The 23,539-nt window shown below is 34.7% G+C and carries 20 protein-coding genes; 2 read left to right on the top strand and 18 right to left on the bottom strand.

Features of this window, described 5'->3' with window-relative positions:
- Positions 1-39: 39 nt before the first annotated feature.
- The 5 genes from IJF99_RS00095 to IJF99_RS00075 form a co-directional block, all read right to left on the bottom strand.
- The gene (locus tag IJF99_RS00095) at positions 40-612 is read right to left on the bottom strand and encodes an FmdE family protein (protein ID WP_292790451.1); all 573 of its coding nucleotides are present in this window, start codon (positions 610-612) and stop codon (positions 40-42) included.
- A gap of 6 nt (positions 613-618) precedes the next feature.
- Entirely contained in the window at positions 619-1,422 is an 804-nt protein-coding gene (locus tag IJF99_RS00090) for an ABC transporter ATP-binding protein (protein WP_292790397.1), read from the bottom strand.
- Entirely contained in the window at positions 1,413-2,426 is a 1,014-nt protein-coding gene (locus tag IJF99_RS00085) for an iron ABC transporter permease (protein WP_292790393.1), read from the bottom strand. The genes IJF99_RS00090 and IJF99_RS00085 overlap by 10 nt, the downstream gene beginning before the upstream one ends.
- 8 nt (positions 2,427-2,434) lie before the next feature.
- Positions 2,435-3,541, bottom strand: a complete 1,107-nt coding sequence (locus tag IJF99_RS00080; protein ID WP_292790391.1) for an ABC transporter substrate-binding protein — start codon at positions 3,539-3,541, stop codon at positions 2,435-2,437.
- A 206-nt stretch (positions 3,542-3,747) separates the two neighbouring features.
- A complete protein-coding gene (locus tag IJF99_RS00075; protein ID WP_292790389.1) occupies positions 3,748-4,938 on the bottom strand; it encodes a glycosyltransferase in 1,191 nt (396 codons plus the stop codon).
- Between the two features lie 40 nt (positions 4,939-4,978).
- Here IJF99_RS00075 and IJF99_RS00070 point away from each other — a divergent pair, with 40 nt between their 5' ends.
- On the top strand, positions 4,979-5,380 hold the full coding sequence (locus tag IJF99_RS00070) for a DUF3795 domain-containing protein (RefSeq protein ID WP_292790386.1): 402 nt from the start codon (positions 4,979-4,981) through the stop codon (positions 5,378-5,380).
- 163 nt (positions 5,381-5,543) lie between these two features.
- Here the strand turns inward: IJF99_RS00070 and IJF99_RS00065 are convergent, their stop codons facing one another.
- The 3 genes from IJF99_RS00065 to IJF99_RS00055 all read right to left on the bottom strand — a co-directional run bounded on the left by IJF99_RS00065 (position 5,544) and on the right by IJF99_RS00055 (position 14,933).
- Positions 5,544-9,932 (bottom strand): Ig-like domain repeat protein, encoded by a 4,389-nt coding sequence (locus IJF99_RS00065; protein ID WP_292790384.1) that lies wholly within the window; start codon positions 9,930-9,932, stop codon positions 5,544-5,546.
- Positions 9,933-10,107: 175 nt separating this feature from the next.
- Positions 10,108-12,987, bottom strand: coding sequence for a right-handed parallel beta-helix repeat-containing protein (locus IJF99_RS00060; RefSeq protein ID WP_292790381.1), 2,880 nt, complete (start codon positions 12,985-12,987; stop codon positions 10,108-10,110).
- 137 nt (positions 12,988-13,124) lie between these two features.
- Positions 13,125-14,933 (bottom strand): right-handed parallel beta-helix repeat-containing protein, encoded by a 1,809-nt coding sequence (locus IJF99_RS00055; protein WP_292790379.1) that lies wholly within the window; start codon positions 14,931-14,933, stop codon positions 13,125-13,127.
- Between the two features lie 605 nt (positions 14,934-15,538).
- Between IJF99_RS00055 and IJF99_RS00050 the strand changes: the two genes are divergently transcribed.
- Positions 15,539-17,059 (top strand): hypothetical protein, encoded by a 1,521-nt coding sequence (locus IJF99_RS00050; protein WP_292790367.1) that lies wholly within the window; start codon positions 15,539-15,541, stop codon positions 17,057-17,059.
- Positions 17,060-17,069: 10 nt separating this feature from the next.
- On the opposite strand, the gene IJF99_RS00045 is transcribed toward IJF99_RS00050, so the two are convergent.
- The 10 genes from IJF99_RS00045 to IJF99_RS00005 form a co-directional block, all read right to left on the bottom strand.
- Complete coding sequence (locus IJF99_RS00045) at positions 17,070-17,495, bottom strand: DUF3021 domain-containing protein (RefSeq protein ID WP_292790364.1); 426 nt, start codon at positions 17,493-17,495, stop codon at positions 17,070-17,072.
- Between the two features lie 8 nt (positions 17,496-17,503).
- Positions 17,504-17,944 carry a LytTR family DNA-binding domain-containing protein gene (locus tag IJF99_RS00040; protein ID WP_292790361.1) on the bottom strand — a complete coding sequence of 147 codons (441 nt, stop codon included), beginning with the start codon at positions 17,942-17,944 and terminating at the stop codon, positions 17,504-17,506.
- 3 nt (positions 17,945-17,947) lie between these two features.
- Positions 17,948-18,220 carry a 2TM domain-containing protein gene (locus IJF99_RS00035; protein ID WP_292790358.1) on the bottom strand — a complete coding sequence of 91 codons (273 nt, stop codon included), beginning with the start codon at positions 18,218-18,220 and terminating at the stop codon, positions 17,948-17,950.
- Between the two features lies 1 nt (position 18,221).
- On the bottom strand, positions 18,222-18,473 hold the full coding sequence (locus IJF99_RS00030) for a 2TM domain-containing protein (RefSeq protein ID WP_292790353.1): 252 nt from the start codon (positions 18,471-18,473) through the stop codon (positions 18,222-18,224).
- Between the two features lie 126 nt (positions 18,474-18,599).
- Positions 18,600-19,298: a diacylglycerol/polyprenol kinase family protein gene (locus IJF99_RS00025; protein ID WP_292790348.1), complete on the bottom strand. Its 699-nt coding sequence runs from the start codon at positions 19,296-19,298 to the stop codon at positions 18,600-18,602.
- On the bottom strand, positions 19,295-20,416 hold the full coding sequence (locus IJF99_RS00020; RefSeq protein WP_292790346.1) for a tocopherol cyclase family protein: 1,122 nt from the start codon (positions 20,414-20,416) through the stop codon (positions 19,295-19,297). Before IJF99_RS00020 ends, IJF99_RS00025 begins: the two co-directional genes overlap by 4 nt.
- Positions 20,417-20,511: 95 nt before the next feature.
- A complete protein-coding gene (locus IJF99_RS00015; RefSeq protein WP_292790343.1) occupies positions 20,512-22,638 on the bottom strand; it encodes a nitrous oxide reductase family maturation protein NosD in 2,127 nt (708 codons plus the stop codon).
- A 219-nt stretch (positions 22,639-22,857) separates the two neighbouring features.
- On the bottom strand, positions 22,858-22,959 hold the full coding sequence (locus IJF99_RS09490) for a zinc-ribbon domain-containing protein (protein ID WP_366931227.1): 102 nt from the start codon (positions 22,957-22,959) through the stop codon (positions 22,858-22,860).
- 11 nt (positions 22,960-22,970) lie between these two features.
- Positions 22,971-23,399: an EamA family transporter gene (locus tag IJF99_RS00010; RefSeq protein WP_292790340.1), complete on the bottom strand. Its 429-nt coding sequence runs from the start codon at positions 23,397-23,399 to the stop codon at positions 22,971-22,973.
- A gap of 40 nt (positions 23,400-23,439) precedes the next feature.
- A partial coding sequence (locus IJF99_RS00005) for a uracil phosphoribosyltransferase (protein WP_366931228.1) occupies positions 23,440-23,539 on the bottom strand: 100 nt, incomplete at its 5' end.

Genomic DNA, 23,539 nt, shown 5'->3' with positions numbered 1-23,539 from the left:
AGAAAAATAAAAGAATAAAAAAATTACAAAATGATTTAATTATTCTTCGATAATCTCATAATAGGAACCTTCTGCACAAGATTTGCAAACTGGCCTTCCGCCAATTAACTTATGGCGGCCGTCAGATACCTTTTCACCACAGACTGAACAAAATGCAGTAGTGTAAGGTTTGCCAGGCATATCCCCAGGACCCAAATCAATTTTAACTTTAGTCACCTTAAACAATTCTTCAGGAGGAGTTCTTCTAAAACGAGCAATCATCTCCTCTTTTGTTTCCTCATCCTTGAATTTTTTATTTGCATCGGCATCGGTAATCCTTAAGGCTTCACCGGTATCCTGATTGTAGAATGTTGCTGCAAATTTGCCGTAATACATTTGTTTTAAGGTCCTTTTACCCATAGAACAACCTGTTACTGATTGAACCGCATCAGACATGCACCTATCGATTTCTAAAAATACTATCAGATTTTTATGCCTTTCATTCAATGGCATTCCAAGCAATTCCAATCCATACATTGCCAATTTTGTTCCAATGGCAATTCCGCCGCAAACGTGTCCATGGAAATTGGCAGCTTTTGTTAATTGTTCATCATAGTCTTGTTCATTCATTATATCACCCTATAAATCTAATTTTAAATTTGTCTTTAAAGGTACACATACCTTTCTTTTATTATCTAATTCCATAAGTTTAACATCAATTGAATAAGCTTTTCTTAAATTGCTTTCGGTAACGACATCATCTGGAGTTCCAAAATCGATGAATTGTTTGTTTTTCATGATAGCTACTTTTGTTGAGCTTAAGAATGCATGATCTGGAAAGTGTGATGACATTATGATTGATAATCCTGATTTCGCTAAATTATCGATGATTTCCAACAGTTTTATCTGATTTCCAAAGTCCAGATGTGAAGTCGGTTCATCCAATATCAATATGTCCGGTTTCTGGCATAATACCCTCGCAAGGAATACCAACTGGCGTTCACCACCGCTTAGATTGGTGTATTCCTTATCCTTCAAATCTTCAATGCCCAGTGTCTTTAGAGCATCAAGGGCTATTTTCCTATCATCCTCCTTAGGAGAATCAGTCAAATTGAGATATGGTGCCCTTCCCATCAAAACCACATCAAATACCTTGAATGGGAATGAAGGAACATGGGCCTGAGGAATATAACCAATATGTTTTGAAATCTGTTTAAATGATAATTTCTTAATGTTTTTGCCGTTGACTAGTATTTCGCCGGAGTTTATATCATGCAGGCCATTCAGACATTTGATTAAAGTAGTTTTTCCAGTTCCATTCGGTCCTAAAATGCATAATACATCTCCCTTTTCAATGGAAAAACTGATATCCGAGAATATTTCCTCACCGTCATAGTCAAAGGAAATGTTTTTCACTTCAAATAACTTGTTATCTACGACCATTCTGAATAACCTCTCTTAAGTAAGTATAAGAAAATCGGAACGCCTATTATGGCTGTCAATATTCCAATTGGAATTTCAATGGCAATCACCGCACGGGATATGTTGTCAATCAGCAATAGGAAACTGGCGCCCAGACTCAGGGACGCGGGAAGCAAAATTCTATTATCCGGACCCACAATCATACGGGCCATGTGCGGAATGATTAAACCAATCCAACCGACAATTCCGCTGATTGAAACCGCAGCGGATGTGAGCAAAGTGCATCCTGCAATAATCAATAATCTGAGTCTTGAAGGGTTTAAACCAAGTGACTGTGCCTCTTCATCGCCCATTGCAAGCAGATTCATGTGCCATCTTAAAAGCAGCAATATCACAAGACCAATGATTACCGGTATTGCAATCATGAACAGCTTATCGGCATTGATTGAAGCGAGAGACCCCATTAGCCAGTATACGATTTCAGGGAGTTTGTCATCGGGATCGGCAATGAACTTGATAGCGGAAATCAGTGCATTGAAAAATGCGGAGATTGCAACCCCTGACAATACCAAAACAAGAATTCCTCCTGCCTTATAAGATTTGGATATCAAATAAGTAGCAGATACTGATATCAATCCAAAAACAAAAGCGAATATTTGAGTAACTACATTTGCGCCGCTGATTAGAATAGCCAATGCGGCTCCAAATCCTGCACCGTTTGAGACACCTAGCAAATCTGATGATACTAAGGGGTTTTTAAATATTGATTGAAATGCAGCACCAGAAATGGCAAGGCATGCTCCGACAACAAGTGCTCCTATGATCCTTGGAAGCCTTATTTCAAATACTATTGTTGTAATTGTCGGTGAAACCTCCAATTGAGGGAATAATGGGGACAATAATGTATTGACTACGTCAACAGGGCTAATCGGATATCTTCCAAGCAGGAATGATGCGAAAAATAAAATTATTGGAAAAAAGATTAAAAGTACAATTATTATAATCTCTTTTGATTCCCTATCCATGAATATCACTATAGATTTGATTCCTTAAGTCCTGAATCCAGAAGAATCTGTTTTGCCTCTTCGTCACTTAAGTCAAAGTGATAGAAATTGCTGTAGAACTCCTTGGTTGCATCCACCATATCAATGTCCTTGTAATCATCAGGATAGATTACTTTTGCAGTCCATGGAACACCAATAATCATATTTGCTCCAACAGGCCTGTCAAACCATTTGAATGGGGATTGAGGGCATAAGTAAACTTCCTTGTTTTTAACAGCATCCATTTTCGCCCAGTTAGGATTGTCATAAACGCTGTCATAGAATTCCTTGTCGTTTGTAATGATCAAATCAGGATTCCAGCTGAGCACCTGCTCTATTGATACCTGAACGCCACCTGTAGTGTTTCCCTGAGCCACGGAGTCCGCAACATTCACTCCTCCAATCAAATCAATCAATTGTCCATGTGTGGAATGGGAAGGAGTTGTCTGCAGTCCGTCATCACCCTGAGCATAGTAAACAGTTTTTTTATCGCTGTCTGACAATTTTGATGACCTGTCGTGCACGATATCCAAATATCTGTCGTTGAAATCATTTAGTTCCTTTGCCTTATCTTGAGCACCAACGACTTCTCCCATGAATGTTATGGATTCGCCTACCTTTTCCACATTTGTAGTGTCCTTAACTGCAATTACAGGTATTGTACCGAACTTTTCCTGTCTTTCCTGGACAGTTGACAAATCACCATCGCCACCCTCATCGATGGATTCTATTATGATATCAGGTTCTGATGCGATGAATTCCTCATAGCTCCCGTCCTGTGTTCCATACCATCCTCCAACAACAGGGTAGTTTTGGTATTGGCCTGGAACATATTCCAATTCATAGTCTGTCCATTGGAAATTGACCGCCTTCAATTTATCAGGCGCAATCATATACAAAACGGTAGTCATTGGAGGGCTTGTCGCTACAACGTTGCCTACGGAAGCAGGTATTTCCATATCCCTGCCTATCATGTCTGTTACGTTTTTGGATCCGACCGTTTCGACAGTTGAAGGAGTCAGAAACATATGGGTAGCAAGTCCCGCTGCGACCAAAAGAACCAACAATAAGATTATTACTTTAATTTTCTTTTCCATTATTAAACCCCTAATTTAACAATTCGATAAGAATATATATTCACTAAGTTATTAAATAAGTTTTCTAAAAATTTATCAATTAAATATAAAATAACTAAATTTAATGTAAAAATAAGAATAATTAGTTTAAATAAATTTTATTGACTAAAAAAATGAATATTAAAGGAAATTAAAGTAATAAAGAATAAATTACGTTATAAAAAATATTACAGTAATTTTTTCATGGCATCTTCAAACTTATCTGTAATGACTTCCCAATCATTGGATTTGACGTATTCCCTGGCATTGCTTGCAATCTCATCATATTTGCCATTGGCAAGGATGTCTTCAACCACTTCAAGAACCTCGGATGCCTCCTGAATGTATTCGATGCCGTTTCCATATCCGAATTCCTTTGAAAGTCCTGGAAGTTCGGATGCAATGACAACCTTTTTCATGGCCAGGTATTCATAGATTTTTATAGGCACTATATCCTGCATTATCGGCTCGTCAATGTGTGCCGGCAAAAGACAAAAGTCCGCTGAGGCCAAAAACTCAGGGATTCTTTCAAACGGCTGTTTTCCAGTTAAAATTAGTTGATCAGACATGCCATACTCATCGCGGATTTCACACATCTCATCATAGGCATCACCGTCACCTACAACCAGAATCTTATAGTTCGGATATTTGTCCTTGTTTTCGCCCAATGCACGTGCAAGTTCCTTCATGCCTGCAAACTCATAAATCCACCCCATGAAGAACAATACAACATCGTCTTTTGCTATTCCATATTCCTCATGTATTCGTGAACCGTCCAAATCCGGATCATAGCTTGCAAGGTCAATTCCAGCATCAATCAGAATTGTTGAATCCTTCTTTGCCCCTACCGAATAAGCGAATTCGGATAATTTCTTATTGATTGTAATGACCAAATCGGCGTTCCTGATGGTTTTTTCCGTAAACAGCTGCCCAAGTCTCTGAAATGCCTTTTCGGGAATCAAAGCATAAATCACATCAATGAAATAGTATACGAATGGAATGTTGTGCTTTTTGGCCAGCTTTGATGCATTATATGAGTTCAGGATTCCCAACGCAAGGATGACATCAGGTTTGAAATCCTCGATTTGATGCTCGATTTCACTTTTATGGGTGAAGAACAGTGTCGCATAGTTCAGGCCCTTGATTTTGATAAAGCCTGGCCTGATGACATCTATGTCTGCACCGGGTTTGATTTTTGAAACGTTTTCATGGACTTCCTTATGATAAATCAAACCTGAATCATCATCGTTCGGCCAATCAATCGGATAATCAATGACTCTTATTTCATGGCCTCTGAGTGCCATTCTCTCCATAAGGTGATGCTGCTGGTGAGGATTTCGCTCCAACCAATCGGACTCCTGAACAACCAAAATTCTCATGAAGTAATATTTATTAAAAATTAAATATATAACTTTCTTTATGAAGATGCCCGAAACACTAGATTCAAAATTGCTGGCTCCCTGCGGGATAAACTGCATCAGCTGTGAAAAATTTCAAAATCCTTGCGGAGGCTGTTTAATAAGTGATGATGGAAAGAGCAAGGCCAGCTTAAAATGTAAGATAAAAACTTGTTTTGATAAGAAAAACTTCATCTACTGCGGGCGCTGCAGCGAATTTCCATGTCCTTTAATGAAAAAACACTCAAAAAAATATATCAAAAGATATGATTTGGACACCTTGAGTTCAGCGAAAAGAATCAAAACGATGGGCATTGGCCGCATGATGGGCGAGGACCGCGAAAGTTGGTTGTGTCCCGAATGTGGAGGGGTTGTGAAATTCCAGAACAGAACATGTTCGGAGTGCGGATTTAAGATTGATTAAATGAAATATCTGATTAATCATATTGATAGTTAACATAATACTATTGATTTGATTAAAGTATTTATTAATCTGGAAAGACTTATTTTGAAAAATAGCTTTTAATTTTAGTGCAATCTATATGCAAAAATAAAAAAAAGAGTAAATATGTAAAAAACATATTTATTTAGTTTGGAATTTCTTCGTACAGGTAAGTTACCTTAAATACTCTTGATGTGGAGTTCAATAATGATCCTATGGAAATCTCTATAATGTTTTTAACGTCATTATAATTTGAAGAATCAAATGTGAAAGTTCCGACACCATTGATGACATCGAAGACAACCTCCACTTCCTTGTCAGTTCCGCGATTTAATGTGGCGAACATGTCAAATACCGGAAGGTTTGAAGCCAATTCCCCATTTTTATAAAATTTGATGCTATAATTGCATGGGGAGTTACGTGTCATGTTAAATTGAATATTGGTTGTATTTATTCTTGGACACATTGTTCCATAGCCGACGACACCTGTATCATTGTCCCAGGTTTCAAGATTATTTGTACCATACCAGTTAGGCTCTAATTTTAACTTATCTTCGGGATTATAAAGTCCATTTCCATATATTCCGAAAGGATTGGCACTTAACTCACCCAAAATCATCATACTTGGACCTCTTGCATTCCGGTATATTGCATTATCTGTTACATGAGGCTCGACCGCATTTTCAGCAAGGTCATAACCTGCATTGAATCTGATACCTTCAAGAACACTATCGGTTATGGTGTTTTGGGTTATAACAATTCCAGTTGAGTAATTTGTATCAAGAGAAATGCCCAAATGATTATTATAGATATGATTATGGTTAATTGTAACGTTGACTGCTGAATTGTTTAGGAATATTCCATACCCTGACGGGCCTTCCGGAACTGTCATGATATACAATCCAATTTGTTCAAATATCTCATTGTTGATTATTCGGGTATTTACAATACCATATCCATATTTTATACCATAATTGTTTTGTCTAATCCTATTTGTGTCAATGGACAAGTTTGACGAATATTGGGCGAATATTCCGCTTTCAAATAATGAGATGTCGTTTTCAAATAATCTGATATCTGTAGAATTGGAGATAGCTATTCCATAACCCGGCATATTTACAGTCGCATCAGCATAACTAGGAAGTTTATCATCATCAAGAACATTGGAAATGGAATTATTGAAAATAGTTACTCCTTTAACATTATTTAGTGAAATTGCACTGTTTGATTTGGCCATTATTGAAAATCCTGATAATGATACATTATTCGCTTCGATGTTGAATACAGGATTGTTATCTTTTGCGTAAAGTGTTGTGTTGTTTAATGAATAAATGTCCATGCCATTTTTAACAATCAGATTTACATCTCTGTAGGCATTGCCTAAAAATTCAATATTTTCGCCTGAAATACCGGTATTCAAGATTTTCTGAATTTCATCGTTCGGCAGATTCTCGTCAATGAAAAGAGTGTTTGTCTTGTCTAGGATTGTAATCTTGTTTGTTTTGGAAACTGATTTGTATTTATCGCTGCCCAAATAAGTGGTAATGATACTGAATGACCCAACACCCGGATTTACTAAATCCAAACTTGCTTTACCGTTTGCATCAGTTGTTTTTGTGTAGTTCTCACCATTGAAAGTGAACATGACATTTGCATTGCTTAAAACATTGCCTGATGCATCTTTAAGAGTAATTGCATATTTTGGAGTTGAATCCTTAGAATAAGACTTGTCATAACTAGTTAAGTCTGTGGAAAGTTTAGCAACATTTATTTTTCCAGAAGCGCTGGACGCTTTATAGATTCCTGTGCCCTTATAATTAACATTAACCACAAATGTGTTTTCATTTGCAAAATTTACACTTACGCTAGCTTGGCCTTTGCTGTCGGTAGTCTTGGTATAAGTCTTGCCATTGACTTTAATTGTTAATGTCTGCTTGGATAATGATTTGCTTCCGGCCTTTAAAGTCACGGTGTATGATTTTGATTCCTTAGGAAGCATTGAAATTGAAGGGGCTGTGATTTTTGTAGTTGTCTTGGCAACTTTAATGTTGCCGCTAGAAGAGGCCTTCTTATAAATTTTACTTCCCTTATATGTTGCTTTTACTCCATAATTTTTAAGTTTGGAGAATTTGACTTTGATTTTGATCTGGCCTTTGGAGTTAGTCTTTTTGGCATATTTCTTACCATTAATCTTAACAGTTACCTTTTGTTTTGCAATAGCTTTTCCGTTCACATCTTTCAGACTTACAGTATAATATTTTGCTGTTTTTGGAGGAACGGTAATCTTAGGTGTTGTCAACTTAGCCTTTTTGGATGAATATTTGACAATTAGCTTGTTTGTTTTGGAAACTGACTTGTACTGATTATTTCCTTTGAAAGAAATAACGACATTATAGGTTTTCTTATTCTTATTGAATTTGAGTTTGACCTTTGCAACACCTTTGGAATTTGTTGCTTTGGTGTATGTTTTGCCGTTGACCTTAAATGTTACTTTTTGATTGGTCAAGACATTGCCTTGAGCATCCTTTAAAGTGATTGAGTAATATTCCGCCATTTTAGGAATCATATTTAAATTTGAAGAAATGATTTTTGCATTTGCTTTTTTAACAACCACATTCGCTTTTGCAGATGATTGATAATAATCAATACCCCCATCTCCCGCATATCTAACAGTCAACACGTAATTTCCCTCTTTTGATTCGGATATTTTAATTTTAGCTTGGCCGTTGCTGTCAGTCTTTACATTATAGGTCTTTGAATTGATTGTGAATGTTAATGTTTCACCAGAAATGACCTTTCCGTTAATGTCTTTTAATGTGGCTGTAAATACCTGGTTTGAGTTAGGGTATGTATTCATATTTGAAACGGAAACTGTTGTATTTGATGGGGTTCCCGGAACGTCTGCATCATCAATGGCTAATGTTTTGGATACCTTATCGTCAATGTTCGTACCTGGTGTTGGGAATACTGCGGTTATGACATTGCCTGATTGGCTGAATTCATCCATGAAAAATCTGACTGTTGCAGTACCATTTTCCAACATGACAGCTTTATAGACATCCCCCTCTTGAGGAGTGGCGCTTTTACCTACTTTATTTAAATAGAATGTTACAGGAACTGAACTCAAGTCCTTTGCAACATTACCTTCCGCATCGACAATTGAGATTGTATAGATTCCTTTTTTAACCTGTTTGATTTCGCTTAGCTGCAATTCATAGTTTCCGGACCTGATCCATACGTTTTGTGGGGAGTAATAAATGTTAGGGCAACTGACAAATTCATTTATCTCAAAGACATAACCTAAATACATTATTCCCTGATGACCATAATATTCGCCGTTTCCTTCACCTACATAGACATAAACGTCATTAACCGCATCATAATTGTAATCGCCAATGCTAGGTTTATATTCATATACCTGAGTCCATATTGGCCTGTCCATGTCCCCTGTCCCATATCCTCCGTAGTTGATCATATAATTGTTGGTGATTATTTCCAGGTTATTCGCATCCCTGTTGGATATGTCATTAATATTTTCAACATGGAAATCGTTGAAAACTTCCCATCTATAATTCTGATTGAAGAAATTGCCCTTTATCTCTATTTTTGTAATGTTGTAATCAACATATACTCCGTTTTCAGTGTTGAACGCAATATAGTTACTTAAAATATAAACATTGTCAGAAGAAGTTAACCTTATTCCGTTCCTATTTTCAGTTATGTTGTTATAATTTATTGTCAAATACTTGCCGGTTCCTGAAAATGATACTCCAGCGACATTATTATTTGATATTGAACAATCTGAGATTGTAGTTGAGTGTGAATCTACAATAGTTATCCCATTTTTAGAATTCTTAATGTTGGATGATTTAACATTGGTATTTTGCGAATTCTTAATGTTGATGGCATTATTCGCATTTGAAGCAGATACATTTTCAATTAGGCAGTTTTTGACATTTTCTATCCTTATTGCATCTGAATATCCAATATGGGTAACATTACAGTTCCTAATTTCAACATTGTCCCCCTTAACCAATATTCCATAATCATTCTCATTGTAAACATCATTATTCAAGGTAAACCCTTCAATTATGGTTCCTCCTGCATTAGGAGATACATAAAATATTCCTTTATATCCTGAACCCCCGGTATTACTTGGACATACCTTCATAGTAGTTCCGAAAGCACTTCTTATTGTTAGTTTCTTATTGATTATAAAGTGACAATGGTCATAACTTTTGCCCTCAATAATGATTGTATCTCCGGCATTGGCCTCGTCGATTGCTTTTTGAATTGTTGGTTGGCTCATTTCATTGTGATTATCTTCAATTTCTTCAACAATAATTGTTTTAGGTGAAGATAAAACAGTATTGTTCGTATTGATTGTTTCTAATTGTTCTAAATTATCATCTGCAGACAGGGTAGGCTGATATGAATCTGAAGTTAGATTATCATCACCAGCTACAACTGAACTCATGCACATCATGGCAATGAATAAAAATGATAATATGATAACAGCTTTACTAAATTTCATTTTTTCCCCACACATTAAATTAAAAAAAATTTTATGTTCAATATATAATAATATAACAATCGATGTATTTAATATATTTCGGTTTATTTTAAAAATAAAGTGAAAATAAGAAAAATAGAAAAAATGATTTGAATAATAATTCATAAAGGAAAAAGAAAAAAATAATGTTGATACATTATTTTTTAACCTTCAGAACCGTTTTGACGCTTGATTTCAAGTATTTGACTGTAACCTTATATTTGCCCACTTTTAAATTCTTAAGGCCAACGGTTGCTATTCCTTTTTTATTTGTTTTTGCCTTGTAGGTTTTACCTTTAATTTTAAATGTAATTTTTTTGCCTGAAATTGCTTTTCCTTTACTGGTTTTCAGGCTAGCTGAATATTTGATAATCTTCGCCTTTTTCCTAGTGGCACTTTTAGCCTTTAGGACTTTTTTAACAGTTATGATGTTTTTAGTTGAAAATCCCTTATATGTGGCTGAAATTGAATATTTTCCTGGAAGCAAACTAAAAGTTTTTGATGCATAACCGTTCTTATTTGTTTTTACATTATATGTTTTTCCAGAAATCTTCATGACTACAACCTCATTTTGACCTGCAACCTTGCCATTGGAACCTACAACACGAACCTTAAATGTCACCTTGCCTGAATAGTCCACAGCAATATTTTTATTATTGATTATTTTAGACGGATTCTCGCCAACATTTAATGTAATTGATTGACCATTTATTTTAGAAGTTAATGAGGAGATTTTTGGAACATACAAGGATTCAACCCGATAGCCATCTTCAACAATGAGAGTATTTCCAGTAGATAAACTAACCTTGAAATTAGGCAACTTTTCGGGGTTGGCAATTTGTGAAACAAGATTATTCCTATTTTTCACTTCATTAAAAGTGATTATAATCTTAGCATTTTCATACTGCATTAACGGATTTAGGCTTTTAAAAGACATGATGATCCATGTGAAATCATCGGAAATATTCAGATTAATCAGATTTGCGAAATCAGGATTATTGCTTGCCCACCAATTATTTGAAATATTACTGTTGTTGCTATTCAAATATATTGCACTGCCAATTGCGGCATTATTGTTAAATAAAGAGGAATGACTAATATTGATATCTTTTCTTGCGATGATTGCCCCTCCTTCAGCTCCCGCAACATTATTTTCAAAAATAGACCCGACAATGTTTAGGACTCCATTATTATCGATTGCCCCTCCATTTATTGTAGCTTTGTTATTTGTAAAACTTGAATTGATGATTGTCAGATTTCCACTGTTATCTATAGCTCCGGAACCATTTGCATGATTCTTATCGAATAAAGAGTTTACAATGGTGAGTTTTCCTGAGTTATCAATCGCCCCACCATAACTTACAGCACCGTTTGATATGAACTGAGAATTGCTAAGAAATACATCAGAACCTTCGATAAATATTGCTCCTCCTTCATCCGCACCAGTATTAAAGGAAAATATAGAATTATCAACAGTAGCGTTGCCCATGAAAAGTGAGAGGACTCCTCCTTTACGAGTTATCCTATTATAATCGAATTTTGAATTTCTTATATTCAAATCTGAAGTTGAATAAATTACTCCAGCTAAAGAAGCAGTATTTGAGCTGAATTGCGAATTGCTAATGTAACACGCTGCAACATTATAAATCACCCCTCCGAAATATGCTTCATTGAAATTTGATTTCAGATGATTAATTAGTAACTTTGCACAATTGTAGATTACTCCACCATTCATTGCAGCAATATTTCTGTCGGCACAAAGACCTTCAATATTTAATTCACCTATATTGTATATTGCTGCACCATTACTAGCCTTATTTAAAATTAAAACATCATCATTGACTGTGAGATTTCCAGAATTATAGGCTGAACCTCCCTCATTTGCAGAATTATTATTTAATTCACAACCGGACACAATCACGGAAACCTCATTGACATAAACTCCCCCACCGTCTACAGCAGTATTGTTAGATATTTGGCAATTGCTTATTATGCCTGTGTCTATGTTTCTAAGAGATAAACAGCCACAGTATATTCCTCCACCTGCAGTATCTGCAAAATTATGGGATATGGTTGAATCGACTAATTTGATGGATCCATCATTAACATCAATTCCTCCCCCACGATAAGCGTAATTACTAATTATTGAAGTGTTTTCAAGAGTCAATATTGCCTTAGCTTCAACGTAAACTCCCCCGCCATTAACGGCTGAATTATTGAATACGAAGCAGTTTTTAAGCAGCAGACTATATTCAGAAACATAAAAACCGCCACCTTGCCTTATGGTATTGGTATTATTTACGATAGTCGAATCATAAACCTCGCAAACACCCCAACTTTTTATTCCGGCACCCAAATCAGTCCCAGTATTTGATATAACTTTAGTATTGTAAACTTTCAAAATTCCACGGTTGTTATAAATCGCTCCACCCCGTTCAGCGACATTATACATGAACAATGAATCATATACGTTCATCTGTCCCCAAATGTTATAAATTGCCCCTCCTTCATCACAGACATTGGAAATGAAGGAAGAGTTTATAATATTAACAACCCCATTTGAATTGTCATTTTCGATTGCTGCTCCCGAATCGGCAGTATTTCCCTCAAATTTTGAATGATAAACATTTAAATTTGACCTATCTGAACAGTAGATTCCTCCACGCTCAGCATGATTATTGATGATTGTTGAATTAAAGACGCTTAATGAACCCTGATTATAAATGGCTCCTCCTGTAGAGAGCGAATAGCCGTTAGTTAAAGTCAGACCACTGATTGTTACCTTTGCATTTCTTGAAATTTCAAAGATTCTGGAGGCGTTGTTCCCATCGAGAATTGTGTGTGAGTCTGACCCGTAAATATTAATATCCTTATTGATTTTTATGGAATTGCTTTCGCCAACATAAGTCTTATTTTCCAGATAGATTGAATCTCCCGGATTTGCATTGTCTATTAAATCCTGTATGGCATCAAAGTTTTCATCAGTTAAATCTACATCGGTTCCACCATCTTCTGCATAGACAACATTTGTAAGCAATATTGAAAAAAATAGAATGAATATGAACAGCAATTTTGATTTTTTAATTTAAATCTCCCCCATAAAAAATATCAATATGAAATAAATAGCTTAATTGAAAATCAAAAATAAAAAAAGAAAAAAAAGAAAATTGTTGTTTATTTAACAACAATTTTACCTGCTTTAAGTCCTGCATTGTAGGTACTGTCACCAGCAAAGCTAGCTACATAACTATAAGTGCCTTTTTTAGTTAATTTAACTTTAATGGTTGCAATACCTTTGCTGTTGGTTTTAGCAGAGAAAGCTTTACCATTGACATTGATAGTTACTTTTTTACCAGATACTGCTTTAGATCCGGATTTTAAAGTGATTTTAACTTTTTTAGTAGCTTTAGCTTTAAATTTACCTGCAGGGGCTTTAAGAGATACTGATTTTTTAGATACTGTTTTGGTCACTGTTTTTGTAACCACTGTTGGAGTTAAAGTAATTGAAGCTTCACTAGCTGCAAATTTGCTTGTAGCTGCAAATGCAATTGCAACGGTTTTGCCAGATTCGCCTGTAATGGTGAAAGCACCATTTTCATCAGTGGTTATGTTTACTGCAGCGCCGTTATTGATAGAGTAGGATAATGCAGCACCATCAATAGCTTTACCTGAAATATCTTTTAAAACACCAGTAATTTTAAGTCCGTCAACGCTGGTAATAGCAATTTGAGTTTGGACTAAATCAGCTGCTGGAATAATGATGTCAGTAGGAGTTGAAGATTCACTTCCCCAATCATTTGACCATACGACTAAAGCTTTTACGCCAGCTTCAAGTTGATTACCGGTAAGTTGAATATCAGCATAAGGGTTTAACATTCCGGATCTGCATAAAATGTGTAATAAAGTTACGCCGGAAGTTACAACATCATCATTGGATTTTTGAACAATGTTGTCGGTTACATTAATGTTTCCAAGGGTACTTGGGTAACCGTGAGCGGTATTTCCTTGTTCAGCTGCAATTAACCAGTTATTGTCAATTACATTGAATGTGTTACCGGAAATATAAACTCCACTGGAAGCTTTTTGAATACTTATTACAGGGTATGCATCCCAATGGCGAACTCCATCATCAAATGAACCACAATTTGTGAAGGTATTATCAGTGATGAAAGTTCCGTCGGTAGATGCACCTCCAAAGTATATTGAGTAAACATTATTTATGAAAGTATTGTTCCTGATAATTGCATCTCCACTTCCACCTGCAATGGAAATAGCATCTAACACAACACCATCAAAGGTGTTATTTACAATAGTAGTATAAAAAGATCCCATTACACTAATTACTTTAGAACCTTTTTCTTTGTTAACGGTAGGATCGTTTATGAGTTTAGTTGCATATCCTCCATAGAATGCGCTATTTTTAACAGTTATGTAGTTACATCCGTTAACAACTACAGCTTGATTGAAATTAGAGAAAATACAATCATCGACTATTCCGCCTTCAGCAACAGAACCTGCAAAACGAACACCCCAACCTGCTACATTACCATTATAAGTTAAATTATTCTCAGGGTTGGTGTCGACAAATGTTAATCCTTGAATAGTTACCCCTTTACTTTGTACATCGAAAATTCCATTACCAGTACCGTGACCAAAGATTGTAGTAAATCCATTACCTTTTATTACAAGATTCTCTTTAGCAACAGTTATAGTATTATTAGTTAAATCGTAAGTGTCAAAATTACTTAAATCAATAATTCCTCCATCATCAGCTGAATTAATTGCAGTTTGAATTCCCTCTGAGGTATTGGTTGCTGGTGAGATTGGATCGGCAGCCAATATCTCAACATCCCCATCTGCTACAATATCTGCTTCTTCATTTGCTACAATATCGTCAGCAACATCTTCTGCAGAAACTGAACTAACAGATAAAGCAATTAAAACAACTAAAAAGATAGATAATAAAATCTTTTTATTATTCATAATTTTTTCTCCCAATTTAATTTTAAAAACAACTAATAAAAAATAAAAAAATTATTCACTTCCCTATTGAACATTTTTATTTGTAATTAGTCAATTAATATTTTTCATCGATGAGTAATATAAATCTTATTATTTATCGCTAATAAATAATTTTAATAAAATTCTTTTAAATCTTAAAATAAACATTTAAAAATAACTATAATTATTATTAATCAATTTTAAAATAGTTATTAAAAAAATAAAAATTATTATTGATATAAATATCATATTAATTGATTTAAACTAATTAATAACTTATGAAAAATAATTCACAACGATTAATAAGCAAAGAGGACCCCTAGACCTAAAACAAAATCCCTAACAGGGGTAAAATAACTAACAATGCACCAAAAATAACATATTGGTAGATATATTCTTAAATATGAATTTTAATGAAATTTATCCAATATATTGCATTTATTTCCAAAATTTCTAGAAAATCGATATAATAATAATTATATATCATATCATTCAAAAATAAAAATCAGAAGCAGAACTTAAAAAAAAAGGGGGTGAAAATAATCAATAAAAAATGTTATATCATTATACTCGTCATGATAGTTTTAATGAGCATTTCTAGCGTGAATGCAATAGATATAAGCAATTCAACGATAAATGCAATATTATCTGACGAAAGTGCCCTGCAAAATGATGAAATTTCAATTGATTCCTCTTCAAAATTAATCAATGACCTATCGCAAGCAGAAAATAACGATATAATCATGATTGAAAAAGGAACCTATAAGGTTAGTGATTTTGAAATTACAAAGAATTTAACCATCCAAGGAAATGCAGATCCTCTTGATGTTATCATCGATGGAGAAAGAAAATCAAGCATTTTTCTTATAAGAGATGATGCAGTGCATGTTACCTTTAAAAATATAACCTTTATCAATGCAGACACAGATGGCTTTGGAGGAGCAATATCCATGGAAACCGGACATGTATATGTAGATAATTGCTATTTTATAAATAATACCGCCACTGTAAATGCAGGAGGAATATCAAATTATGGAAACGAGACCCATAGAGGATACCTATTATTGAACAACTCCTTTTTCATGAATAACCATGCGGGACATGACGGCGGAGCCGTAACAACATGCTTTGCTGATTCATACATTTACAATTGTGTCTTCATCAATAATTCCGCACACAGGGATGGTGGAGCGATAAGAGTAAGCGTCTCTGGATATGGCAATGTCGAAGATTGCATATTCATGTTCAATCATGCAGATGAATGGGGTGGGGCATATTACAGTTGGTCTGGAGAATCACATATCAACAGATGTATTTTTATGAATAATACTGCCGGAACGAATGGCGGTGCAGTGATGGTTTCTGGAAATATAAATCTGGAAAATTCCATTATCACCAATAACAACGGAGGAGAAACCGGAGGTTCTTTCTACATTCAGCAACCAATGTATGATGCAAAAACTATAATAAACATCCACAATAACATCATTACCAATAATTCGTCACCTAATGGACAGGAAATCTTTATTAAATGGAAAGATATCAAGAGTTTGTATACAAAATTCAATGATAATGATTGGGGAGATGAAAATCCAAATGACTCTTCTGTAATTGACCCAAATCATGTGACAGACCGAAGCAAAGTATCCTCAACTATCAAATCCAATCTGTTTAGCATTTTAAATGTAAATCTATTAGATAAATATGCTGATTTGCTTGAAGATTTTTTCCCGGACAATTCACTTGAAAATCTGAAAGATAATTTCAAAACTACTGAAAAATCTGATCAGAATGAAAATAATGAACATACTTCAAGTGATGCAAAAACTTCAGATACTGTAAAAAGACCATTTGAAAGCTATGAAAATACTACAACAACATCAAATTCAGACAATTCATCTAACTTAATTGAAAGAAACCTCAATCAAGAGTTAGTTAGTGGAAATTCAACCTCACACGGTGAAGATGAAAAAGCTTATGAACTAAACAAGACAGGTGGTTCAGTAGCAAAACAAGTAAATCTGGATATTAGGTATTTCATTGCAATAACTGCAATTGTTTTCATACTATTGGCAATCGGATACAGAAGACAAAAAAAGAGTAAATAGTTAAAACTATTTACTTATTTCCTATTTTTTTATTTAATTCACTTGCAACCATATAATAGTATATGTAAAAACCGCACCATGAAATGGCTGCAAATATGCAAGCTATGATTATCCATTCAATTATTATTCCGATTCCCAAGTTAATCGGCATCCATTGGAGATATATAGCCACAATGAACAGGATTATCATTCCAATACCCATTTGAAATGCCACTTGAAGCGGAAATGCAATGTCTTCCCTTTCATAAATCAAACCTGTCAATGAGAATCCCCAGCCAACAACAATTGATCCTAAAAATGCATTTATTACAGTGCTTCCTGAAAAGTCAACATTTTGAGGACCCTGCTGTAAGGATATCAAAACCATTATAAACATCACAATAAAACAGCCTACAAAAGCACCCATCGCCAATCTTTTTATTAAATCTGTTTTCATATTCCCACCTATAAATCCAAAGCATTTTTAAAGTCAGGTAAATATTTCCTTGAGATATTGTCTTTAAGTCCATTTTTGAGTTGTATAAACATCATCCCCTTAAGTGAAGGAGCAACCCTTTCAATTTTTTTCAAATTGACTATGCTTGTCTTTGAAATGCGAACAAAATCTGTGCTTAAAGTCTCTTCCACTTGATATAATGGTTTTTTAATAAGATATTCACTGTTTTCGGTGTAAACCTTTACCTGCTTGTCTTCAACCCTGAACATGAATATCTCATCCAACAGCAAAAGCGCAATGTCAGATCCTTTCTTTACGGCAACCATATCAGAAGATTCATCGCTTTCCAATATGGATATTGCTTTTGTAACATTATCCGTTAGTTCATTGGTATGAATATCCGCATATGGCTCTTCAATATCTCTTGAAACAAATAAATTTACCTTCATAGTTTATTTCCTTAATTTTTCCATTTCCTCTTGAATTTTACGTTCTCTGTAATCGTCACTGAACTTATCGACAAATACATATGCTATTAAAAAGTCTTTAAAGACTCCTATTCCCCAGAAAAAGACAGGAAATAGCACCCACCAGAATTCCGGTGTGAAAAACCAATTAATAACTGCCAAAAATGCATTGACTACTAGGTATGCTTGTAAATTCTTATAAAACTTTAATTTTTTCTCTACTCTTTCTTCTGCTCTTAAACGTAAACTGTCAGACATCTTATTCACCCATTTTTGAAATTTCTTTTTCTATCATTATTTCTCTATAATCTTTGATTGAATAGGCTTTGAAAAACTTATCTAAAACATCAATTCCCCAAAAGAACATTACAAAAAATAACAACCAGAAACTTTGTAGGAATAATAGGCAAACAAATGCTATTATTACATTTACAATCAAATATTTATATAGATTTTCTTGAAATTCTATTTTTGCATCAACTCTTTTTTCGGCTTTCTGTCTTAAATCCATTTTTTCACCTTTTAGCTATTCGATAATATAACTTGGTAAAAGTCTATATAAATGGCTATTTGGCGATGTTTCCAAGATGCAAAATTTGACTGCTGAAATGCAAAAAATAAGAATCAAAGTTAGTGGCTATAATACAGCCACTAAGAAATATAAAATTGATGTTACGGCAGGAACGGTTAAGTTGTCGATTCCACCATAACTGAATGCTTCACATAATGTTGCAACTGCAGAAATCATCAATATGTTGACAATACTGAATGCCGGCATAGTGCAACCGATTGAAACGAAAACCATCCATACAAATACGCTCATGACAGAGGTAATGACGAACATTGTAAGTGATCCTTCAAGAGATTTTGTACCTCCGAACACTGTGTATTTGACTTTTCCAAATTTCTGGCCAATCAATGCTGCAAATCCGTCACCATATACCATCGGAACGATAGCCAATGCTACAATCCAAATGTAGAATTTAGGATCTTTTGCTGGTGCAATCATGGTAAATATTGCTATTAAGATTGTCCAGATTAATGCATAGAAGAAAAGTCCTAATGCATGGCCGGATTCGGTTACGCTGTTTTCTATCTTAACCGGGGAATATTCGGTCAAGAAGAACAGTGCAATTGTAATCGGCAGTGTTAAAAACCAAACCATTACCCAAGGGTCTGAGAAAAATGGCATGGCAAATATCATGTTACCTACCATAATATGTAAAAATTTACGTGAAACTTCAGGTCGTGTCTTTAAAACCATTTCGGCTACGACGAAAATGATGGCTACATAAACATATACTACAATTAATGCAAGGATGTCTGTGAATATCATTCTTTATCATACTCCCCATATTCGCAACCGGCATTTTCAATTTTAACATGGTCGATTAAGGTTCCATCTTTTTTGTATAGCTTGATTTCACCCCAACCGTTTCCACCATTCCATAAGCGGTTGTGTAATTTTTTACCGTTTGGAGCTTCATAATTAATGAATAGCATCTCATCACGTTTACAGTAAAGCACAAGTTCCATTCTGGAATTTCTGTTGCTTGCATTTACATGCCATGTGTGGACATCCTCTCCCTCTTCAAAGTCAAAGTCGATTTTTACCATGTTCCAGAATCTTGCGAAGTTGTACTCGTACATGGTTCCTTCATAGTAAAATCCAATCAATAATTTACGAGGAATTGAAATACCAAATGCTTTTGGTTTTCCCCCACCGGCTTCAAATGCAGAGTTATTTAATTTTTTACCTGATATGAGGCTTGTTAAGTTGCATGAAGAAATCCAAAGCCATGGTGAGGTAAAGTCGCCTCCCCAATTCTTATCGGCATATCCATATGATTTTTCAGGAATCACTTCATATTCTTCCCCATCAAGCCATATGGTTCCACTGTATTGGGTTTTAATTCCTTCTGCATGCCAAAACATTTCAAATGAGTTTAATTTTCTAAATAAAGAGTTTGCACCATAACCCACATTGAAAGTGATTTGTTTGTCAATATCCAAATCCCACATCATGTCCCCAGCATCACACATGTATTCTGGGTGATTTTTAGCATCTTCTTCAGATACTCTTGAAAAACCACTCATGTGAGTTTCTGTTAGACTGCAGTCACCTACACGAATATTCAATTCATCATCAGGGCATTCAAAGTACTTCATTGAGTAGAAATTATGAATTTGCTTTGCATCTTTACCCCAAGTTCCTGCCTTAACCATACAATAGGATGGTTTTTTGCCAGCAGCCTTATTCTCAGGCAATTGCCCAAGTGTAGGTTCTTCTTCCGCCAAAGCGGGATTGCATACAAAATATTCAATAAAAAAAGGTCTTGGTTCGCCAGTTTTCTTATTATATGCAGTCAAAGAATGCCACCACCAGTCATAACCCTTTTTGGCAAGTGGTCCTTTGAGCATATAATGGTCTCTTTTCAAATCACTTTTATTCATATTAATCCTCCAAAGGTAAGATAATACAATATTTGTTAAAAACCGTTTAAATAATTTATTATAAATTTAGAAAAAATAAGAAAAAGAAAAGACGATTATCTTTTGGAATTCATTTCTTTTATGTCATCGCGATAATAAAATGTAACTGTCAATATCATCAATAACACAATAAATGACATACCAGTAACTTTAAAGAATTCGTCTTCATCAATTAAAATTTGTTTTAGAACAGATTTGGAACCTGGATTTTGGGAATCGCCCGCACTAGATTCTGATGCTCCTGCCTGTGATACTGCATCAGATGCATAATTTTGTGAAACATCGTTTACTTGATTGTTCGGGTTGTTTGCAGGGTCTCTATTTTGGTTGTAAGTACTGTTTCCATCAGAATTGCTATCTTGTTGGGAAACTCCATTACCCCTATTAGCAGATCCTCCGGACCCATCACCATTTCCATTACCATTACCGCCTATATCCTCATATAATTGGTAATTTGGAATTGACGGATAGTTATAACTTGGAGTTTTTCCATTAACCGGTTGTGAAGGGATAATGCTGTCCATATCATAAATATTATCCTTTCTGGAATTATCAACAATTGCCTTAATAATATCTCCATCATCAGCATCGACAGTAAATGTGGCAATTCCTCCACTAATGGTCAATGTCATAGTTTTTCCATTATTAACCCTATAGGACAATGTCCTATCAGGAAGTAAAGTAGCTAAATTACCGTTGGAATCTATAAATGAAGCTTGGAATTGATTTGGACCGATTTGAGTAACGGTGAATCTTATTTTATTTGTTTTGATTTTAGGACAAATTACTCCATCACTATACCAATTGTCACCAATTTTTAATGGACTATCATTGATACTGTAATATGTGTCTCTAGCTTCAATTTCACGCTCTTTATTGTATACTATTGCATTATAGGAAATATCCTGATTTTTTGGCACGACATAGTTGCCTCCGAATTCAATGCCCACATATCCGTTGTAGGATATGATGTTTGATTGAATTTTATTGTTGCCAATTTCAGATAATGAAATTCCGCTTTGAGTGTTGGACTCTATTGAATTTGAATTTATATTTATATTATTTCCTGCCTTAGAAACATAAATACCGTTTTCTCCATTCTTAGAAATAGTATTTCCATTAATGTAGATATTGGTTGGTCCTTCACGATGATTTTTACCGTTGATTTTGCCATCCAAGTAAATACCGTTTTGGCCGTTGTTTTTTATGGCATTCTCATAAATGTAAATATCACTAGATTTGGCTACTTCAACACCATTTTTGCCATTACCGGTGATTTTATTGTTAAAAATATATGAATAGCTTGATTCGGCAAGGCTTACTCCGCTTTTTGAGTTTTTAACAAGGTCATTTTTAGTAATGTTTAGATATTTGGTGTTAAAACCAACAATACCGTTTCCTTTGGAAGTTATATCGTTTCCTTGGATAATTACATAATCAGCCCCATTGACATAAATTCCGTCGCCAGCTCCTTCAATAGTGAATCCCTTAACTTTTGTTAAAGAGGCTTTTGAACCTTTAATAGAAATTACCGGACTTGATGAATCTGATTTCAAGACTGTGCCGACATTGCTTTGCAATGTTAGGGATTTTGTAATAACCAGATTAATATCGGAATAACTTGAACCCTTGAATAATATCACATTATTCGCTTTTGCATTATCTATAATGCTTTGAATTTCAGAGTTGCTCATCCCATTTTCCACTTCACGAGTATTGTCCATTGTGACTTTAGTAGTTAGTGAAGTGGCTTTATAATTTGCATTTCCTGCAAATTTAGTTACAATACTATATGACCCGTCCTTTAATCTGAGCTGCAGAGAAGCTATTCCTGATGTATCAGTGTTAATATTGTAAGTTTTGCCATTGACTTTGAAAGTTAGTTTAGTGTTTTTTAATGCATTATTATTCATATCGGTTAGTTTTACTTTAAAGTAATCCCCGATAACATCAAAATTGGTTGCACCAACAACTGTCAGTTTAGTGTTTTCAGTAGCTTTCAAAACCTGAATGTCATTAGAAACATCCAATACCTGAGTATCATTGGAAATTTGCAATAGCTCAAAATCTGAAGTAGTGGAAACAACATCATCAAACGTAGCATTATCAATTTCCTGAGCAGCACAAACATTAAGTGTCAACAATAGGAATGCCGCTAGGACCAGTATTATTTTTCTATTCATTTTTCACCTCCTTTAAGCTCAATCATAAAGAAGTAATTATTGAAAATTATCCTTATATTTTAATATATTTTATTTAATAGTATATATTATTGACCCTTCCTATTTAAATAAACTATATTATTAAATAAAGTTTTTTTAGATATTAAAAAGTAAAAATAATATCATTTAATAGAATTAGAAAAATATGATATTAAAAATTATAATATCGATTAAGAAAAATTAGAAACCCTCTTCCTCATCAATGCAATGCAAATCATATCCGCAACTTGGACAATACTCTTCGACCTCATCAACCCATTGGCCGCAGACAGGACATTTCATTTAATCACCTTTCAAAGATTAATTAAAACCAATCCAAACATGCATAGGATTATGCCGATGATCTGCTGGATTGAAACGTTTTCCTTATATAAGAAGTACCCTACAATCAGAAGAACACATGCAAGACCGATATTTGCAACTACACTGGCAGTGCTGACTGCCCATCCTGCACGATATACGAAAACATAACCGACTTCAAGACCAACGATTGCCAATGCAAGAACGATAGAAATCCAATTGATTTTAGCCATTTCAACGCCTACATTTGACGGTCCTGACATAAATACGAATATGACTGCAGAAATTATCGCCGCCACCAGATATGTGAGCATTAATGCTCCGAATGGATTGACATCAGAGGGCATTGACTTCATACAAACATTATAAAAGGTATTCGCAAGAATTACAATTAATATTGGCCAAACCAGATTCCAATTCATAAAATCACAAAAAAGAAAAAAAATGAAGTGATGTTGAACTTCACTTTTTGGTTCCATTTAGTCTGTCACCTGCATCTCCATGACCTGGAAGGATATATGCATTATCGTTTAATTCCGTGTCAACGTCCGCACAGAAGATT

The organism is Methanobrevibacter sp., assembly GCF_017406825.1.
GTDB lineage: Archaea > Methanobacteriota > Methanobacteria > Methanobacteriales > Methanobacteriaceae > Methanocatella.
The sequence above is the reverse complement of the archived record's forward strand: the minus strand, read 5'-3'. Positions and strand labels throughout refer to the sequence as shown.

Bases quoted from the DNA above. Each gene is read 5' to 3' on its own strand.
- IJF99_RS00075 (WP_292790389.1), bottom strand. From the start codon at position 4,938: ATGAGAATTTTGGTTGTTCAGGAGTCCGATTGGTTGGAGCGAAATCCT.
- IJF99_RS00030 (WP_292790353.1), bottom strand. From the start codon at position 18,473: ATGGATTTAAGACAGAAAGCCGAAAAAAGAGTTGATGCAAAAATAGAA.
- IJF99_RS00025 (WP_292790348.1), bottom strand. From the start codon at position 19,298: ATGATATTCACAGACATCCTTGCATTAATTGTAGTATATGTTTATGTA.
- IJF99_RS00035 (WP_292790358.1), bottom strand. From the start codon at position 18,220: ATGTCTGACAGTTTACGTTTAAGAGCAGAAGAAAGAGTAGAGAAAAAA.
- IJF99_RS00080 (WP_292790391.1), bottom strand. From the start codon at position 3,541: ATGGAAAAGAAAATTAAAGTAATAATCTTATTGTTGGTTCTTTTGGTC.
- IJF99_RS09490 (WP_366931227.1), bottom strand. From the start codon at position 22,959: ATGAAATGTCCTGTCTGCGGCCAATGGGTTGATGAGGTCGAAGAGTAT.
- IJF99_RS00010 (WP_292790340.1), bottom strand. From the start codon at position 23,399: ATGAATTGGAATCTGGTTTGGCCAATATTAATTGTAATTCTTGCGAAT.
- IJF99_RS00085 (WP_292790393.1), bottom strand. From the start codon at position 2,426: ATGGATAGGGAATCAAAAGAGATTATAATAATTGTACTTTTAATCTTT.
- IJF99_RS00045 (WP_292790364.1), bottom strand. From the start codon at position 17,495: ATGAAAACAGATTTAATAAAAAGATTGGCGATGGGTGCTTTTGTAGGC.
- IJF99_RS00020 (WP_292790346.1), bottom strand. From the start codon at position 20,416: ATGAATAAAAGTGATTTGAAAAGAGACCATTATATGCTCAAAGGACCA.
- IJF99_RS00050 (WP_292790367.1), top strand. From the start codon at position 15,539: ATGAGCATTTCTAGCGTGAATGCAATAGATATAAGCAATTCAACGATA.
- IJF99_RS00015 (WP_292790343.1), bottom strand. From the start codon at position 22,638: ATGAATAGAAAAATAATACTGGTCCTAGCGGCATTCCTATTGTTGACA.
- IJF99_RS00055 (WP_292790379.1), bottom strand. From the start codon at position 14,933: ATGAATAATAAAAAGATTTTATTATCTATCTTTTTAGTTGTTTTAATT.
- IJF99_RS00090 (WP_292790397.1), bottom strand. From the start codon at position 1,422: ATGGTCGTAGATAACAAGTTATTTGAAGTGAAAAACATTTCCTTTGAC.
- IJF99_RS00040 (WP_292790361.1), bottom strand. From the start codon at position 17,944: ATGAAGGTAAATTTATTTGTTTCAAGAGATATTGAAGAGCCATATGCG.
- IJF99_RS00070 (WP_292790386.1), top strand. From the start codon at position 4,979: ATGAAGATGCCCGAAACACTAGATTCAAAATTGCTGGCTCCCTGCGGG.
- IJF99_RS00065 (WP_292790384.1), bottom strand. From the start codon at position 9,932: ATGAAATTTAGTAAAGCTGTTATCATATTATCATTTTTATTCATTGCC.